20 protein-coding genes and 1 pseudogene are annotated in these 14,873 nt (G+C 70.6%); 9 read left to right on the top strand and 12 right to left on the bottom strand.

What is annotated here, in order from left to right; all coding sequences use genetic code 11:
* Positions 1-23: 23 nt before the first annotated feature.
* From ABE488_RS02530 to ABE488_RS02515, 4 genes are read right to left on the bottom strand one after another with little or no spacing between them, the layout of a single operon-like run.
* A complete protein-coding gene (locus ABE488_RS02530; RefSeq protein WP_346442837.1) occupies positions 24-563 on the bottom strand; it encodes a protein sip-5 in 540 nt (179 codons plus the stop codon).
* Positions 560-1,081 (bottom strand): phage holin family protein, encoded by a 522-nt coding sequence (locus ABE488_RS02525; protein ID WP_346442839.1) that lies wholly within the window; start codon positions 1,079-1,081, stop codon positions 560-562. The genes ABE488_RS02530 and ABE488_RS02525 overlap by 4 nt, the downstream gene beginning before the upstream one ends.
* Before the next feature lie 12 nt (positions 1,082-1,093).
* A complete protein-coding gene (locus ABE488_RS02520; RefSeq protein ID WP_346442841.1) occupies positions 1,094-1,450 on the bottom strand; it encodes a hypothetical protein in 357 nt (118 codons plus the stop codon).
* Positions 1,451-1,505: 55 nt separating this feature from the next.
* Positions 1,506-2,930 carry a Do family serine endopeptidase gene (locus ABE488_RS02515; RefSeq protein ID WP_346442843.1) on the bottom strand — a complete coding sequence of 475 codons (1,425 nt, stop codon included), beginning with the start codon at positions 2,928-2,930 and terminating at the stop codon, positions 1,506-1,508.
* A gap of 325 nt (positions 2,931-3,255) precedes the next feature.
* Here ABE488_RS02515 and ABE488_RS02510 point away from each other — a divergent pair, with 325 nt between their 5' ends.
* Positions 3,256-3,867 (top strand): hypothetical protein, encoded by a 612-nt coding sequence (locus ABE488_RS02510; protein ID WP_346447005.1) that lies wholly within the window; start codon positions 3,256-3,258, stop codon positions 3,865-3,867.
* A gap of 104 nt (positions 3,868-3,971) precedes the next feature.
* Here ABE488_RS02510 and ABE488_RS02505 read toward each other — a convergent pair whose 3' ends face one another.
* Positions 3,972-4,682, bottom strand: coding sequence for a response regulator transcription factor (locus ABE488_RS02505; RefSeq protein ID WP_346442847.1), 711 nt, complete (start codon positions 4,680-4,682; stop codon positions 3,972-3,974).
* Positions 4,683-4,784: 102 nt separating this feature from the next.
* Entirely contained in the window at positions 4,785-6,410 is a 1,626-nt protein-coding gene (locus ABE488_RS02500; RefSeq protein WP_346447003.1) for a diguanylate cyclase, read from the bottom strand.
* A 152-nt stretch (positions 6,411-6,562) separates the two neighbouring features.
* On the opposite strand from ABE488_RS02500, the gene ABE488_RS02495 reads away from it, so the two are divergent.
* The 4 genes from ABE488_RS02495 (at position 6,563) to ABE488_RS02480 (ending at position 8,357) form a co-directional block, all read left to right on the top strand.
* Positions 6,563-6,883 (top strand): DUF6122 family protein, encoded by a 321-nt coding sequence (locus ABE488_RS02495; RefSeq protein WP_346442850.1) that lies wholly within the window; start codon positions 6,563-6,565, stop codon positions 6,881-6,883.
* A gap of 83 nt (positions 6,884-6,966) precedes the next feature.
* On the top strand, positions 6,967-7,518 hold the full coding sequence (locus tag ABE488_RS02490; protein WP_346442852.1) for a hypothetical protein: 552 nt from the start codon (positions 6,967-6,969) through the stop codon (positions 7,516-7,518).
* A gap of 102 nt (positions 7,519-7,620) precedes the next feature.
* Complete coding sequence (locus ABE488_RS02485; protein WP_346442854.1) at positions 7,621-8,019, top strand: host attachment family protein; 399 nt, start codon at positions 7,621-7,623, stop codon at positions 8,017-8,019.
* Between the two features lie 14 nt (positions 8,020-8,033).
* Positions 8,034-8,357, top strand: a complete 324-nt coding sequence (locus ABE488_RS02480; RefSeq protein ID WP_346442856.1) for a thioredoxin family protein — start codon at positions 8,034-8,036, stop codon at positions 8,355-8,357.
* A gap of 12 nt (positions 8,358-8,369) precedes the next feature.
* Here ABE488_RS02480 and ABE488_RS02475 read toward each other — a convergent pair.
* Both ABE488_RS02475 and rnk read right to left on the bottom strand, forming a co-directional pair.
* Positions 8,370-8,558, bottom strand: a pseudogene (locus ABE488_RS02475) (DNA-3-methyladenine glycosylase); the annotation flags it as partial.
* 50 nt (positions 8,559-8,608) lie between these two features.
* Entirely contained in the window at positions 8,609-9,034 is a 426-nt protein-coding gene (gene rnk, locus ABE488_RS02470; protein WP_346442858.1) for a nucleoside diphosphate kinase regulator, read from the bottom strand.
* 264 nt (positions 9,035-9,298) lie between these two features.
* Between rnk and ABE488_RS02465 the strand changes: the two genes are divergently transcribed.
* Positions 9,299-9,586 (top strand): hypothetical protein, encoded by a 288-nt coding sequence (locus tag ABE488_RS02465; RefSeq protein WP_346442860.1) that lies wholly within the window; start codon positions 9,299-9,301, stop codon positions 9,584-9,586.
* A gap of 37 nt (positions 9,587-9,623) precedes the next feature.
* Here ABE488_RS02465 and ABE488_RS02460 read toward each other — a convergent pair whose 3' ends face one another.
* Complete coding sequence (locus ABE488_RS02460; protein ID WP_346442862.1) at positions 9,624-9,827, bottom strand: hypothetical protein; 204 nt, start codon at positions 9,825-9,827, stop codon at positions 9,624-9,626.
* Between the two features lie 146 nt (positions 9,828-9,973).
* On the opposite strand from ABE488_RS02460, the gene ABE488_RS02455 reads away from it, so the two are divergent.
* Entirely contained in the window at positions 9,974-10,696 is a 723-nt protein-coding gene (locus ABE488_RS02455; RefSeq protein ID WP_346442864.1) for an SOS response-associated peptidase family protein, read from the top strand.
* Positions 10,697-10,724: 28 nt separating this feature from the next.
* Here ABE488_RS02455 and ABE488_RS02450 read toward each other — a convergent pair whose 3' ends face one another.
* The gene (locus tag ABE488_RS02450; RefSeq protein ID WP_346442866.1) at positions 10,725-11,204 is read right to left on the bottom strand and encodes a cupin; all 480 of its coding nucleotides are present in this window, start codon (positions 11,202-11,204) and stop codon (positions 10,725-10,727) included.
* A 76-nt stretch (positions 11,205-11,280) separates the two neighbouring features.
* Positions 11,281-11,799 carry an adenine phosphoribosyltransferase gene (locus ABE488_RS02445; protein ID WP_346442868.1) on the bottom strand — a complete coding sequence of 173 codons (519 nt, stop codon included), beginning with the start codon at positions 11,797-11,799 and terminating at the stop codon, positions 11,281-11,283.
* A gap of 106 nt (positions 11,800-11,905) precedes the next feature.
* On the opposite strand from ABE488_RS02445, the gene ABE488_RS02440 reads away from it, so the two are divergent.
* Positions 11,906-12,691, top strand: coding sequence for a lytic transglycosylase domain-containing protein (locus tag ABE488_RS02440; RefSeq protein WP_346442870.1), 786 nt, complete (start codon positions 11,906-11,908; stop codon positions 12,689-12,691).
* A gap of 67 nt (positions 12,692-12,758) precedes the next feature.
* Here the strand turns inward: ABE488_RS02440 and ABE488_RS02435 are convergent, their stop codons facing one another.
* The gene (locus ABE488_RS02435; protein ID WP_346447001.1) at positions 12,759-13,943 is read right to left on the bottom strand and encodes a PQQ-dependent sugar dehydrogenase; all 1,185 of its coding nucleotides are present in this window, start codon (positions 13,941-13,943) and stop codon (positions 12,759-12,761) included.
* Between the two features lie 380 nt (positions 13,944-14,323).
* Between ABE488_RS02435 and ABE488_RS02430 the strand changes: the two genes are divergently transcribed.
* Positions 14,324-14,686 (top strand): EF-hand domain-containing protein, encoded by a 363-nt coding sequence (locus ABE488_RS02430; RefSeq protein ID WP_255493067.1) that lies wholly within the window; start codon positions 14,324-14,326, stop codon positions 14,684-14,686.
* The last annotated feature ends 187 nt before the right edge of the window (positions 14,687-14,873 follow it).

Raw genomic sequence — 14,873 nt, 5'->3', positions numbered from 1 at the left:
AAGAGGGCGCGCCGGGGGCGCGCTCAGCGTCCGGATTCCGAGACTTCGGTGGCGGCCTCGGCAGGCCGGGGTTGGGCGGCGTAGGCCGGTTCCGGACGACGGCGGTCGGTGGGCGATTCCGCGGACGGCCCATCGCCTGCGCCGGCGACGCCATCGGCCCGGCCGCGTGCAGTGGCGGTCGCGGCGACGCCTGCCGCCGGCGACGTCGTCTCTGTGGCGGCATCGGTCGCGGCCTCTTCGGAGGCATCGGCAGCGTCGGCCGCCTGCTTGGCAGTGACCGCGGCGATCGTCGCCTGGATCGATGAGGCCAGACCCGAAAGTGCGCTGACCATCTGCAACGACTTCGGCCCGCCGAGCTTGCCCAGCCGGCGCAGCGCCAGCTTGGGCTGCGACACGCCCATCGCGAACCCACCGATCAGGCCGGCGATCACAATGCGCGACGGTGTCCAGGCCTCGCGCCAACTCGAACGCAATGCCGCATGGCGGTCGAGCGTCTGCACCACGCGCCCGTCGACCAACGCCTCGGCCCGTTCGACCCGTGTCTTGAGTCCTTCGAAATTCATGGCGTCCTCGGTGTCTGCGCCGACGGCGGGGGCGAAGCGTGCTCGTCGTCATCGTCGTGCGCGCTTTCGGAGAACAGCCCCAGTCGGGTCAGCTGACGCCGTGTGGCGTGCATGCCGGCATGATCGAAGAACACCGAGACCCGCCAGGCCGCCAACGCGGTCACCAGCAGGCTGATGGCCATCGCGATCGAGATCGACGCCAACCACGACAGGCCCCAGGACTGCAGCAGCGCGATCGCCGCGCCCATGGCCAGCAGCCAGGCCGAAGCCCCGAAGACCACCGAGACCGCCGACCATGCCAGGGCCCGTCCCAGTGCGCTGCGCGCCAGGGCGAAGTCGGCCGAAACCAGCTTGCGCAGCGCGCGTCCGGTGTCGAGCCCCGAGCCCAGGGTCTCCTTGGCCGCCGCGCGGACGCGGCGGACGCTTTCATCTAGGTGCGGCACCTCGCCGGGAGCACGGGTCGCGCTGCCAGCGGGTGTCTCCTCGCGCGGGTCTTCCCCGGTCACGCGCTCGGTCATGTCGATCCGCGATTACTTGGTGCGGGCGAGCTTGGCGATGATCCAGCCCGCCGCGAACGCCGTGCCGAAGGCTGCGATGGGACGCTCGCGGATCAGGTCGGCGGCGCTGTCGATGAGGTCGCGGCCCTTTTCCATGAGCAGATCGGCCTGTTCCTTTGCAGCGGCGGTGCCTTCCTCGACGGCGGCCAGGCCGGCCGAGGCCGAACCGGCGAGATCGGCCTTGACGCTGGCCTTGCCGAGCTTGAGCTCGTCGCCTGCGACACCGGCGGCATTCTTCACGGCCGAGGTCGCGTCGCGCGCAGCCTGCGCCAGGTGGTTGCCGGCTTCGCCGAGATTGGACTTCACCGCTTCGGTGGAGGTGGGGCTCATGTTCGCTCACTCCTGTGTGGGACGGGCCGTGCGGATGCGCACGGCGCGGATGGGGTCAACGCATGATCACGTTGTAGATGCGTCCGCCGCGTGAAATGCGCATGGCCAGATCGGTCGGTCGGTTGGCCAGCGAATCGCGGAAGCCGGCGAGATCGCGGAACTCGCCACTGTTGGCCGCCAGGATCAGGTCGCCTTCGCGGAGGCCATTGTCGAACGCCCGGCTGCCGGGGGCCACCTTTTCGATCCGCACGCCCCCAATGCGATTGTTCTGGCGACGGATCGCCTCGGGCAGGTCGGCCAGTGTTGCGCCGGCCAGGCGCGGGTCGAAGCTCGCGCCGTCGCGAGGCAGTGCGCGCAGGCGGGTGTCGATCTTCAGCGGCTTGCCATCGCGCAGCACCTCCAGCGTCACCGGCGCATCAAGCGTCTGCAGGCCCTGGAAGTTGCGCAGGGACTCGCTGTTGTCGATGCGCTGCCCGTTGGCGGCGATCACCACATCGCCCGTCCGCAGCCCGGCGTCGGCGGCCGGCGAGCCGCCATAGACGCGCGTGACGACAGCGCCGCGCGGCGTCTCCAGGCCCAGGCCTTGCGCGATGCGCGCATCGACCGTCTGGGTGTCGACGCCGAGCGTGCCGCGCTGCACGCTGCCGGTGGTCGCCAGCTGGGTCATCACGTTGCGCGCCAGGCCGATCGGAATCGCGAAGCCCAAGCCGATGTTCCCGGCCATGCTGCCCTGGGTGTTGAAGCTGGCGGTGTTGATGCCGACCAGTTCGCCGCGCAGGTTGACCAGTGCGCCGCCCGAGTTGCCGGGATTGATCGAGGCATCGGTCTGGATGAAGTTCTGGAAGCCCACGCCCGGCACGTTGCTGCGCTCGACCGCCGAAACGATGCCCGAGGTCACCGTCTGCCCGAACCCGAACGGGTTGCCGACCGCGACCACGAAATCACCGACCTGCAGGTTGCTGTCCTGCGCGAGCGGGATCGCGGTCAGGCCCGACGCCTTGACCCGCATCAGCGCCACGTCGGTGTCGACGTCCGAGCCGATGAATTCGGCCTCCAGCGTGCGGCCGTCCGACAGCGTGACCGAGACATCGTCGGCGCCTTCGATGACGTGGTGGTTGGTGAGCACGTAGCCCTGCGCGGCATCGACGATGACGCCCGAGCCGAGCGATTCGTTGATGCGCTCCTGCGACAGCTCCGGGAACATGCGCCGGAAGAAGGGATCGTTGCCGAACGGACTGACCCGCACGCGCTGCTTGGTATGCACCGACACCACCGAGGGCGTGACCTGGCGCAGCATCGGCGCCAGCGATGGCAGCGGCTGGCCGTCGACGGCGGCGGGCAGGGCGACCATCGGCACCGCGGCGGTTCCGGGCGGCGTTGCCGCCGCGGGCTGTTGCAGCGCGTCGCGCATCGCGGTCGCGGCGAAGCCGCCGAATGCGGCGGCGAGAGTCAGGGCGAGAAGCGTGGTCTTGGCTCGCATGGCGGTGGCATCCCCTGTCGGCGTGGCCGTGGCGGAACGAATCGGATCGGAAATCGAACGTGGTGGTTGCGGCGGCGTTGGTCAAGCGTCTGCAAGCCCCGCGGCCGCCAGCACCGGCGCAGTGTCGCCGCGTCCGCTTGAATCGGTGTTGAAGTCCGCAGTCCTGCGACGGCTGTGCACCCGTGGGTATCGGTTTGAGAGCCGGGCACGCGTTGCCGAGAATGCCCGCCAGCCACCGGCACGCGCGGCTATTCGACGGTATCGGGCCGCGTTACATTGCCCGATGCGGGCGACGGGCCCGTACGCAGATCACGAGGGCAGCAGCATGGGCAAGGGCAAGGGGAAGACCGCCGGGCGCGCCGGCGAGGTGGTCGCTGTCGTGCGCAAGCGGGTCCGGACGGCCGCCGCATCGGTCGAGACCTCCGCCCGGCACGCCGAGGCGGCCGTGGCGGACGGCGCACGCACGCTGGGCGATCGCGCCAGCCGCATCGTGGCCAAGGCCGCCGATGCGGTGAGTCGGCGCGTGGCGGCAGCGCGCGAGACGCTGGAGACCGCGCAGTCGGCCGCCGCGGCCGAGATCGCCGCGCTCAAGCGCAAGGGCGCCGGACGGACCGCGTCCGAACGCGCCGCTGCGAAGGGGCGTGCGGCGAAAACCGCCAAGACGACGTCTGCGCGTCCGGGCGCCAAGCGGGCGGCGAAGACCGCCGGCGGCAAGGTTGCCGAGGCCGGCAACGTCGCCAAGAAGGCCGTGAAGAAGGCTGCGAAGAAGGTCACCAAGAAGGCGACCAAGAAGGCGACCAAGAAGGCGACCAAGAAGGCGACCAAGAACACCACCCGGGCCACGACCGCCCGCGGGCCAGGCGCGGTTGCGAGCAAGACAGCGCGTCCCGGCACGGCGTCCAAGGCGCCGCGCAAGACGGCCGCCAAGACGCCCTAGGCGCTCGGGCGTCGGGCCTTCCGCCGCGCCACGCGACGCGGGGGAAGCCGCACGACAACGGGGGGCTGCACGACCGCCATGCCGTTGCGGCATGGCGGTCGTGCTCAGGCGACTGCCCGGCTGAGATCCGCGATCCGGTAGCCCGCGCCGGTGATCGTGTGCAACAACTGGACCGGCTGGTCGCGGTCGATGATCTTGCGCAGGTTGTACAAGTGGCTGCGCAGGGTGTCGGAGTCGGGCAGGCTCAGCCCCCAGATCTCCTGCTCGATCTCCCGGCGGGTCACCACCCGCGGCGCCTCGCGCATCAGGATGGTCAGGATCTTCATCGCGATCGGCGCGAGATTGAGCTCGCGGCCGCCGCGCTGGACGCGCAGCGAGACCGGGTCCAGCCGCAGATCGCTTACCTCCAGCACCGCGGCCCCGACCTCGCGGCGATCGCGACGGATCAGCGCCCGGATCCGCGCCTCGAGTTCCTTGATATCGAACGGTTTGGTCAGGTAGTCGTCCGCGCCGGCCTCCAGGCCCTCGATCTTCTCCTCCAGCGAGTCGCGTGCGGTCAGCATCAGGATCGGGGTCGAATTGCGGCCATCGGCGCGCAGGCGGCGGCAGACTTCGATGCCGCCCAGCCGTGGCAGCATCAGGTCGAGCACGATGACGTCGAACGGGTTTTCCGAGGCGATGTTGTAGGCGTCCAGACCGTCGGCGGCATAGTCCACCTCGAATCCCCGGCTTTCGAGATATTCGCCGACCGGCTCGGAAATATTGCGGTTGTCCTCGACCAGAAGGACGAGGCCTCCGGGGCTGTGATGCGCCATCCAGCGAACTCCGACTGCAGTGAAGGTCGGCGAAAGTCGCATCAGATCGGTGCAGGCCCAGTGAACGCGCCGGCGTCGGCGCGCTGTGGCCGTGCAGCGTCGTCAGCTGATCGCTGCCGCGGCGGTTTCGGTGCGGTCGCGGCCGCCGCGCTTGGCCGCGTACATCGCTGCATCGGCGCGGCGCAGCAGGGCCGCGGTGTCCCGGTCGAGCGGGTGCAAGGCACTGACGCCGGCGCTGAGGGTGACCTGGAGGCCGGCGATGCCCAGCGCATTGCCGATGTCTTGCAGCGAGACGCGGAGCACGTCGATGCGGGTCTGCGCATGGACCGGCTCGGCCCCGGGCAGGATCGCCAGGAACTCTTCGCCGCCCATGCGCGCGATGTGGTCGGCGTCGCGGAATGCGTGTCGCAGCGCGCGGGCGACATGACGCAGGACGCGGTCGCCGGTCTCGTGGCCGTGGACGTCGTTGATGCGCTTGAAGTGGTCGACGTCGAGGAAAGCGATCGTCAGCGGCGTGTCGGCATCGCGCGCATCGGCCATGCACTGCTCGAGCCGTTCCAGCGCGGCCCGCCGGTTGGGCAGACCGGTCAGCGCATCGGTCTGCGCGAGCATGCGCATCTCGTCGCGCTGGCGCCGCAGCCGGCCCAGGCGCAGCGTCAGGGTCATGCTGCAGGTCAACGCCAGCCAGCCACCGGCCAGCATGAACGCCTCGACCTTCCACAGTGCCAGAACATCGGGCCAGGCCGCCTGCAGGCCGGCGATCGGCAGGAACGGGATGACGCCGGCCAGCAGCAGCAAGCGGTCGCCGCGGCGCTGCGTCAGCGCGGTCAGCGCGGTCAGTGCCGCGATCGCAAACGCGACGCAGAGCAGGTAGAAGCCCAGTTCGATCGCGACCGAAAGGGCGGCCACCGCCTGCACCGGCAGCCATGGGACCACGATGGCGGTGGCGACCAGGCCGTGCGTTCCCCAGGTGGCGGCGCGAGCGAGCCGCGGTCGTCGCTGTCGCAGGCCCGACTGGAGCAGCAACGCGTTGGCGGTCAGCCCGGCCATGCCCAGTCCCAGCGCGACCAGGACCGGGATGGTCGCACCGGCCACCGGGAGCCAGGGTCGCGGCCAGGCCCACAGCCCGGACAGCAGCGCCTGCCAAAGCGCGAACAGCGATGCGGCGGCCGCATAGCTGGCGAATGCGCGCTCGCGGGTGGCGAAGAATGCCAGCAGCGCCGAGACCAGCAGCGTCAGTACGACCGCGATCGATGCGATGCGGATCGCGAAGCGTGCGATGTCGGCCCGCTGCATCGGCGCAGGCTCGCCCAGTTGGACGATCGGGCGCCACAGCGGCAGCGCGTTGTCGTCGAACCCGACTTCGATCGGCGCGGTGTCGCCCGCCTCGGGCACGATCACCGCGCCGACCCCGGTGCGGAAGCGTGAATCCAGCGACCGGGCATCTTCGGGCGAGCCGCAGCGAAGACGCGTGCCGTGCTGGATGTCGACCGAGCCGGCGAAGGTGTTCATCACCACCACGGCCTGCGGCGCGCCGGACCAGCCGCCTTCGGGTGCAGGCAGGCGCAGCGCGATGTGCGGGCCGATGTGGACGTGCTCGCAGGTCTGGGAGGTCTCGATCGCCGTCGTCGGCTGACCCGTGACCATGGGCGCATCGTCATGCCACCCGACGCAGGCCGCCAGCGACAGCACGCCTGCGCAGATCGTCAGCAGCCCCGCTTTGCGCATCCCCGATCCCGCCTTCATGCCTGCCGTGTCCATCGCTTCGCGTCGAAGCAGCCCCTGCGCCTTCCCAAGGAAGGGACGACATGGTACGGGATGCGGTGGGGCGGCCGTCCTTCCGAGGTGGCGTACCCTGTCGCGCCCGGCGGACACTCACGATGGGTTCGCGTGCCATCGTCCATCTCCTGCTCCATGCCGCGGTACCGGCGCTGTTGGCCTGGATGTTCTGGCGCCAGCGGTTCCTGCGCGCCTGGGGCCTGCTGTTGCTCGGCTGGCTGATCGATCTCGATCATCTGCTCGCCGACCCGGTGTATCAGCCCGACCGCTGCAGCATCGGCTTCCACCCACTGCACACCGCGCCTGCGATCGCGGTCTATGGCGCCCTGATGGTGCCGCGTCGTACCCGCCTGCTTGCGATCGGGCTGCTGGTGCACATCGCGCTGGATGCGATCGATTGCCTGTGGATGCGTCACGGCTGACGGCCATCGGGCCGCGGCCAGCAGCGATTCAACGAAACACTGGTAGCGTGAGCCGTCGCTCTCGGGCGTAACGGGATCTGCGCATGCGCACTTCGATGCTGACCTGGCTGCTTGCGGTGGCGCTGGCGCCGCCGTTGGCCAATGCCGGCGATGGACGCGCGGACCTGCGCCTGCCGCCAACGCCGATGTTCACCGGCGAGGCCGCATTCGGCGAGGGCGAGTACACCGGTCCGCGCACGGCGACGCCCGCTTGGCGCCAACGCCACGATGACGCCCTGGTGCGGCGTGGCGGCTGCCCGACCGCGCCCGACGGCCAGGCGCGCGCGGTGACCGGCAGCGTCAGCACGGGGATCGGCCATTCCTCGCGCGGCGGTACCAGTCACTGGAACGCCGCCGATCTGAATCTGTGCCGCGAGCGCGCAGGCGAGGCGGGCGGTACCGTGAACCTCAATCTGCGCGTGGCGCGCTACGACGGTCCCGTCGGCTACCCCGGTCTGGGCCTGCTGCCCGGCAACGGCGTTTACGACGCATTCGATACGCCGTTCGGGCCGACCTGGCGCGACATCCACGAGTCGTGGCCGGCCGGGCGTACGCGCTCGGACTCGTGGACCGAGGGGCGTCGGCCCTGGCGCTGAGCGCGCCGCCCTCGACCCGCGTCGCATTGCGTCGCGCTCACACCCGCCTGCCTACATTGGGTGCGCGCCATCCGGCGCGATGCAGCAAGTGGAGGCGAGACGATGACGATGAAAATTCCCCAGGGCGCAATGATCGTGGTGGCCAATGGGGGCGCGGCGCGCGTGTTCACCAATGTCGGCGAGGCAGGCGCGTTGACACTGCGCCAGGAGGCGCTGCTGGAGGGCATGAACCTCGACGACGACGGCCCGGCCGGCGCGATGCCCGCCGAATCGAGCGCATCCCAGCTCGACGAGGCCACGTTCGCCAAGCAATTGGCGCTGGGGCTCAACGAAGGCGCGTTGAAGAACAGGTTCACCGACCTGGTGCTGATCGCCGATCCGCACACGCTGGGGCGGGTGCGGCCGTTGCTGCACAAGGAAACCACCCAGCGCCTGGTCGCGGACCTGGCCAAGGACTATACGAACCTGCCGCTCGATGCGATCGAGCGTGCACTGTCTTGAGTCGGGGCCTGACCATGGGCTGGACTGCGCACTACGCCGCCGATGCGCCGACGCGCGACGACATCGACGCCACCACCGGCGTGCTCGCGCTCGAGTTCGGAACGAACTGGTGCGGCCACTGCCAGGCCGCCCAGCCGCTGCTGCGCGCCGCGATCGAGGGGCGTCAGGATCTCGCCCATATCAAGGTCGAGGACGGCAAGGGGCGGCCGCTGGGGCGCAGCTTCGGGGTCAAGCTGTGGCCGACCCTGATCGTGCTGCGCGACGGCGTGGAGGTCGCCCGGGTCACGCGGCCCGGTTCGGTCGCCGATGTAGAGGCAGCGCTCGCCGCCTCCGACTGAGCCGCGTGGTCGGCGGTGCACCCGCTTGCGCGCAGTCGGGCCGCGGAACGAATGGGCCGCCGCGTCCTCGGCGCCGCAATAGGCCTCGACCTCGAGGATGCGGGCCTGGCGGCCATCGCGGGCCACCAGGCGCTTGTTGAGCAGGTCCGGCGCAACGCTGCGGGCGTCGCGCGCGTAGAACGATCGGGGCAGGGGACGCATGGCACGAGCTTGCCGCTGCCGGCATCGCCGGCGCGCGAAGCCTGGCCGGATCAGCTCTCGGGCGGCTGCACGGAGGTGACGCGCAGGCGCAGGACGCCGCCGGGCGTCGGCCAGTCGATGCACTGTCCGATCGACAGTCCGAGCAATGCGGCGCCGACCGGTGCGAGCACCGAGACGTGGCCTTTGGCGACGTCCGCCTCCTGGGGATAGACCAGGGTGAGATGGCGCGGCGCACCGTCGGCGTCCTCGCACTCGACGACCGTGTTCATGCGCACGACCTCGGGGGGCATGGCGTCGGGGGCCAGCACCTCGGCCCGGTCGAGCTCACGCTGGAGCAGTTCGGCCGTTGGGTGGTTGCGCAGCGCGGGCGACTGCAGCATGGCTTCGAGCCGCGCCAGGTCGATGCTGGATACAGTGATCGCAGGCGTGGCGCCGGCATCGGACGGCGGCAGGCCGCTGCGGGGAAGCGTGGACATCAGGTTCTCCATGAAGAAGGGCCGGCAGCGGTCGCGCCGGCAGGACACAGACGAAAGGCGACGCCCTCGCGCCGCCCCGAGGTCGATTGTGCCCCGCCGCGGGCGCGCTGGCGATCCCACCCGGCCGCGGGGGGGGCCGCGGTTGGCGTTCGTGCAGATAGTGCAGCCCATCGCCGGGCTGCACACCGGACCCTCATCGGAAGGTCTTCATGATGCGTCGTCGCCGGGACGCCCGGTCTCACCTTCTCATTGACCGGGGCCACCATGACGCCGATCCGCTATCTGCTGCGCCACTGCGCGGCTTCGCTCGACTGGACCCTGCTCGATGCCGGTTCCGGGCGTACGCTGTCGCACCATCCCACGCGCGATGCCGCGTTCCGGCAGTTGGCCTGCGACGCCTCAGTGCTGCTGTGCGGCGCTGTCGTGCGCATCCATAGCGTGGATGGCGGCTACGAGGGCGAGCGCTTGGTCCCGGCGATTGCGCCGGCCTCGCCACTGCCCCAGCGCGAGGCCGACGCCCGTTGGCTGCCGCGGGCGCCTGCGATGGCGTGATGCGCCCCTTCGGGCGGGGCGCGGCACGCGCCCCCTGTCAGACCGGTTGCGGCGGGTCCTGCGGCCGGGTGGGCGACGGTGGGTCGCGCTGCGGCTGCGGATCCCGTTCGGGGTCGCCCGGCGTCGGCACGGGCGGATCGATCGGCCGGTCAGGCATCGGGTCGTGCATCGGATGGGGCGCCGAACCCGGCACGTCGCCATCGGGCATCGGGGCATCCTGCGGATCTGGCGTGCGTTGCATGCGGGCGTCCTGTGTGGGAAACGCACGACCGTGGCCCGCAGCGTGCGGGCAGCGCGTGAAGACCAGCGCGGTGGCTTCACGCGATCGGGGAGAGACTGCACGCATGTCCAGCCGACAACCTGCGCCGATGGCGCGCGGTCCCAGCAATGCGTAGGTTCGTGCAGGCCTTCGGCGATGCGCCGTGGCCGCCGGCGCTGCTTCGGACGGTCGGCGAGGCGTTGTCGGTGACGCCGCCGCGCTACAACATCGGCAAACGGCGTCCGGCGGCGGTGATCTTCGACCGTGGCGACGGCCCGGTCGTCGAGGACTTCGACTGGGGCCTGGTGCCGCGCTGGTCGCCGTTGCCCGAAACGCCCTACACCACGGTGACCGCGCGTCTGGCGCGGGCCCCTCGCAGCCGGATCTTCCGGCGGCCCTGGGAGACCCGCCGCTGCGCGGTGCCGATGAATGGGTACTACAAATGGGACCGCAGCGGCGAGACGCCGGTGCCGTACTTCATCCAGGCGCAGGACGGCGAGCCGCTGTTCGCTGCCGGGCTGTGGGACCACTGGGCCAAGGACACGCCCGAGCTGTACACGTTCGCGGTGCTGACCCATCCCAACCCGGCGATCCCGGCGCCGCTGGTGCCCGACGGTCCGGTGTTCATGCCGGCCGCGGCAATCGGCGACTGGCTGGCCGGCCCGCCCGCGGCGTTGCGCTTCCTGGAGACCATGCCGCAGCCATTGCTGGAGGCCTATCGGGTCTCGCGGCGCATTCGCAGCCCCGATGTCGACGATTACACGCTGCTCGAGCCCGCCCCGCACGCGCCCCACGACGACGAGACGGACGGCGATTGGCTTGCACACGCCTTCGACGAGGACGACGACTGAATCGCAGGCGCCGCGTTGGCGGCGCGGATCAGAAGCGCTTGCCGGTCACCGGGTCGCGACGCGGGTCGGGCACGGCGTGCATGCGCTGGAGCGTCTTGGCATCCGGCGCCGCGCGCTGGATGTCCCTCTCCTGGCCGCGGGGATAGGCGCCGACGACGCGGAATGCCGCATCGGCCTGCACGCAGCAGTGGCCGGTACCGACCGGCAGCAGCACCGCATCGCCCGCGGCGACCTCGACGATCGTGCCACCGGCGCCGCCCAGCATCAGCGTGGCGGTACCGGCGGCCACACCGAGTACCTCGTGAGCGCTCGAATGGAAGTGGTGGTAGTCGTAGATCCCACCGCGCCAGTCGGCAGGCCAGCCATTGGCCCCGAAGCGGGCCTCGAAGGCCGCGGCGTCGAACGGCGCATCGCTCGCCGTGCGCAGGCCACGGTAGATCCGCACCGCAAGCCGGGGATTGTTGGGCATCCAGTCGTTGCGACTCAGGGTCAGGCGTTCCTCGTGCATGGGGCGGGTGCGACAGGTGGGGACCCGCACGATAGGTCGCCTCCCGTCGAAGCGCCGCGACGACCGCCCTGTGCCGTCACCCCGGCAATGCGACGTGCAAGGGCACCGCATCGTTCCAGCGCGTCCGTCCACCGAGCGCCGCCAGTTCGACCAGGACCGTCGCGCCGACGACCTCGGCGCCCTGCGCACGCGCCAGGGCATACGCCGCGCGCAGCGTACCGCCGGTCGCCAGCACATCGTCGACCAGGACCACGCGCGCGCCGGGCGGCAACGCGTCGGCGTGCATCTCCAGCCGGTCCTGGCCGTACTCGAGCGCGTAGTCGTGCTGCAGCACCCGCGCAGGCAGCTTGCCGGGCTTGCGCACCGGCACGAACCCAGTGCCCAGCGCCTGGGCGAGGGCGGCGGCGAAGATGAAGCCACGCGATTCGATGCCGACGAATGCGGTCGGCGGCGTGTCGCGCCATGGCGCGGCCATTGCCTCGATCGCAGCGGCGAACGCGGCGCCCTCGGCCAGCACCGGGGTGATGTCCTTGAAGACGATGCCGGGCTTGGGGAAATCGGGGATCTCGCGGATCAGCGTCGACCAGTGCGGCATCGAAGGGGGCTCGGGCGGGGGGCGGGGATGATCGCCCCAATCGTGCCGCCGACACAATGTTCACCGGGCCGGGCGTAATTGGCCGGGATTGCCCGCCGGAGTTCCGATGCCCGTCCGCCGTCCCTCGCTTGCCGCGTGCGGCATCGTTCTGGCCACCGTGCTGTGTGCGACGCCCGCGCAGGCACGCACGGTCTGGCGCTGCGTGCGCGACGGCACGGTGAGCCTGTCGACGGCGCCCGAGCCCGGGTCGACATGCGAGGCGCGGCAGGTCCCCGACGATGCGGTGCAGACGCCGAACCTGTGGGGCGCGATGGGCGTGTTCAGTGGCGTGCTCTACGAGCGCGAACAGGACGGGGCGCTGGTCTACGGCACGCGTCGATTGCCGGGCGCACGCCCGTACCTGCGCTTCACCGCCCACACGCCGCCGGGCGAGCCCGCGCACGAGGGCCTGGGCGCGGTCGGTACGGCCAGGCTGCAGCCGCACTCGGCCGTGTTCGCGGCGGCTGCGAAGCGCTACGGACTCGACGAGGCCTGGCTGCGCGCGATCGCGCATGCCGAAAGCGGCTTCGATGCCGATGCAGTGTCGCCCAAGGGCGCGCGCGGGGTGATGCAGCTGATGCCGGACGTGATCGCCGACTACGGTGTCGCCGATCCGCACGCGCCTAGCGAATCGATCCGGGCCGGCGCCCGGCACCTGCGCGCCTTGCTGCGTCGCTACGACGGCGACCGCACGCTGGCGCTGGCGGCCTACAACGCCGGGATCGGTGCCGTCACGCGTTATGGCGGCGTGCCGCCCTACGCCGAGACGCAGGCCTACATCGCGAAGGTGCAGGCGTTGTATGTGCGCTATCGGGCGGCGATGGGCAACCCGATCGAGCGGCCGGCGCTCTGACCGGCCGCCGGCAGGCCGCGGCTGCGCGGCTCTGCCAGAGCGTTGCGTATCGGCGACGCCGACGCGCTCAGCCTTCGCGCGGCGTCAGCCGGATCAGCCGGCCGTCCTTGCCGTCCTCGATGACCCACAGCGCGCCGTCGGGCCCCTGCTCGAGGCCGCGGATGCGCGCGCGCATCGCGAAGCGCTCGGCCTCGCGCGCGCTGTCGCCGTCGATTTCCACGCGCACCAGGGTCTGGCCCGACAGGCCGCCGATGAAAGCGTTGCCGGTCCATGCCGGGAACAGGTTGCCCGAGTAGACCATCAGGCTCGAGGGTGAAATCACCGGCGTCCAGGTGATCGCCGGCTTCGCGAACTCGGGGCGGGTGTCGTGGTCGGGAATCGGCCGGCCGTCGTAGTGGTTGCCGTTGGAGACGATCGGGTAGCCGTAGTTCGCGCCGCGCTTGACCAGGTTCAGCTCGTCGCCGCCGGCCGGGCCCATCTCGCTGTTCCACAGCCGGCCCTGCGCATCGAACGCGATCCCCAGCGGATTGCGATGGCCGAGCGACCAGACCTGCGCCGCGACGCCGCCCTGGTCGACGAACGGGTTGTCGGCCGGCACGCGGCCGTCGTCCTCGAGCCGCAGGATCTTGCCGAGGTTGGAGGCCATGTCCTGCGACGGATCGAACTTCTGCCGCTCGCCCGAGGAGATCCACAGCTTGCCGTCGCGGTCGAACGCGAGGCGGTGGCCGTAATGGCCGTTGCCCGAGACCTTGGGCACTTGGCGCCAGATCACCTCGACATCCTCGAGCGTGCCGGCCTCGACGTCCAGGCGGCCGCGCGCCACGGCCGCACCGCGGCCGCCCTTGCCGTCCTCGGCATAGCTCAGGTAGATCAGGCCGTTCTGCGCGAACTGCGGGTGCGGCTCGACATCGCCCAGGCCGCCCTGACCTGCATAGGCCACGGCAGGGACGCCGGCGATCTCGCGCGCCTGCCCGTCGGGCAGCGTCACCAGCTTCAGCGTCCCGGCCTTCTCGGTCACCAGCAGGCGGCCGTCGGGCAGGAACGCCAGAGCCCACGGTTCGTTGAAGGTGGCGACTGCGGTGCTCGCGAACGGCAGGCCCTCGATCGCATCCGCACCGGCGGCGTCGCGCGCGGTCTGTTCGCCGCTCGAGGCCGGTGCCGTCGTCGGTGCGTTGTTGGCGGCGGTGCCATCGCAGCCGGTCGTCAACAACAGCGAGGCGGCGAGCAGGGCGAGCGCGAGCAGTCGTGGCATGCGGTTCTCCAGGAAACAATCGGGGAAAACCCGAGTGTGGCATACGGCTGCGGATCAGCAGGAACGCCTGTGAAATCGCGGCGCTTCGTAAATATTGTGTTGGCGTTCATCGAGTCACGCCCCGTCGCGAACGTGAGACAGCGAGCTGGTGCGTTCGATAAAGCTGGTCGTGACGGGGGCTGACGGCGCTGCGTTCACCCATCGGGAACATTGGCTTAGCCCGCATCGGACAGCGCGTGGTTAAAGGCTCGTAATCAGGCGCGATTCAGAGGGCGGGGCGGTTCATTTCGGCGCAGGCAGGGTAGGGACCGTGCGGTATCCACGACGAGGATGAAGTACCCCCGCGCCAACTTCCCCAAAGAAACGCAGGAGAGACCACGATGAAGAATGCTCGCAAGCCGCTGATCGCCGCCATTGCTCTGGGTGCCGCGATGGCGATGCCGATGGCATTCGCGCAGGATCCGACCGCGGAGCAGGCGCCGCCGACCACCGAGGCGACCACGCAGGATTACGCGCAGGATGCGACGGCCGAGGCGCCGCAGGCGCAGCAGGGCCAGGTCACCTGGGCCGACCTGGACACCGACGGCGACGGCCGTCTGAGCCAGACCGAGGCCGCGGGCCTGGAGGGCCTGGCGCAGGTCTTCAGTGACGTCGATGCCGACGGCGATGGCTTCATCACGCCGGAGGAGTACCGCAACTACGTCAACGCCCAGACCTCGGGTGCCGGCGCCAGCGAGAACTGAGTCTCGCCCATTGCAGGCCGCGGCATCGCGGCCTGCGGTCCAGACCAAAGCGGCTCCTTTCGGGGCCGCTTTTCTTTGAATGCGCGAGGACGCAGTTCACTGCGGTCGGCAACCGCAGGGCCGCCGGATTCGCGCTTAAAAAAACCGGGGTCGGAGGTGCAAATATCGCAGCGAAAATTGCCAAAGA

It is taken from the genome of Luteimonas sp. TWI662 (genome assembly GCF_039673825.1).
Lineage (GTDB): Bacteria > Pseudomonadota > Gammaproteobacteria > Xanthomonadales > Xanthomonadaceae > Luteimonas.
The sequence above is the reverse complement of the archived record's forward strand: the minus strand, read 5'-3'. Positions and strand labels throughout refer to the sequence as shown.

Coding starts and splice junctions, on each gene's coding strand:
- ABE488_RS02530 (WP_346442837.1), bottom strand. CDS start 563: ATGAATTTCGAAGGACTCAAGACACGGGTCGAACGGGCCGAGGCGTTG.
- ABE488_RS02525 (WP_346442839.1), bottom strand. CDS start 1,081: ATGACCGAGCGCGTGACCGGGGAAGACCCGCGCGAGGAGACACCCGCT.
- ABE488_RS02520 (WP_346442841.1), bottom strand. CDS start 1,450: ATGAGCCCCACCTCCACCGAAGCGGTGAAGTCCAATCTCGGCGAAGCC.
- ABE488_RS02515 (WP_346442843.1), bottom strand. CDS start 2,930: ATGCGAGCCAAGACCACGCTTCTCGCCCTGACTCTCGCCGCCGCATTC.
- ABE488_RS02510 (WP_346447005.1), top strand. CDS start 3,256: ATGGGCAAGGGCAAGGGGAAGACCGCCGGGCGCGCCGGCGAGGTGGTC.
- ABE488_RS02505 (WP_346442847.1), bottom strand. CDS start 4,682: ATGGCGCATCACAGCCCCGGAGGCCTCGTCCTTCTGGTCGAGGACAAC.
- ABE488_RS02500 (WP_346447003.1), bottom strand. CDS start 6,410: ATGCGCAAAGCGGGGCTGCTGACGATCTGCGCAGGCGTGCTGTCGCTG.
- ABE488_RS02495 (WP_346442850.1), top strand. CDS start 6,563: ATGGGTTCGCGTGCCATCGTCCATCTCCTGCTCCATGCCGCGGTACCG.
- ABE488_RS02490 (WP_346442852.1), top strand. CDS start 6,967: ATGCGCACTTCGATGCTGACCTGGCTGCTTGCGGTGGCGCTGGCGCCG.
- ABE488_RS02485 (WP_346442854.1), top strand. CDS start 7,621: ATGACGATGAAAATTCCCCAGGGCGCAATGATCGTGGTGGCCAATGGG.
- ABE488_RS02480 (WP_346442856.1), top strand. CDS start 8,034: ATGGGCTGGACTGCGCACTACGCCGCCGATGCGCCGACGCGCGACGAC.
- rnk (WP_346442858.1), bottom strand. CDS start 9,034: ATGTCCACGCTTCCCCGCAGCGGCCTGCCGCCGTCCGATGCCGGCGCC.
- ABE488_RS02465 (WP_346442860.1), top strand. CDS start 9,299: ATGACGCCGATCCGCTATCTGCTGCGCCACTGCGCGGCTTCGCTCGAC.
- ABE488_RS02460 (WP_346442862.1), bottom strand. CDS start 9,827: ATGCAACGCACGCCAGATCCGCAGGATGCCCCGATGCCCGATGGCGAC.
- ABE488_RS02455 (WP_346442864.1), top strand. CDS start 9,974: ATGCGTAGGTTCGTGCAGGCCTTCGGCGATGCGCCGTGGCCGCCGGCG.
- ABE488_RS02450 (WP_346442866.1), bottom strand. CDS start 11,204: ATGCACGAGGAACGCCTGACCCTGAGTCGCAACGACTGGATGCCCAAC.
- ABE488_RS02445 (WP_346442868.1), bottom strand. CDS start 11,799: ATGCCGCACTGGTCGACGCTGATCCGCGAGATCCCCGATTTCCCCAAG.
- ABE488_RS02440 (WP_346442870.1), top strand. CDS start 11,906: ATGCCCGTCCGCCGTCCCTCGCTTGCCGCGTGCGGCATCGTTCTGGCC.
- ABE488_RS02435 (WP_346447001.1), bottom strand. CDS start 13,943: ATGCCACGACTGCTCGCGCTCGCCCTGCTCGCCGCCTCGCTGTTGTTG.
- ABE488_RS02430 (WP_255493067.1), top strand. CDS start 14,324: ATGAAGAATGCTCGCAAGCCGCTGATCGCCGCCATTGCTCTGGGTGCC.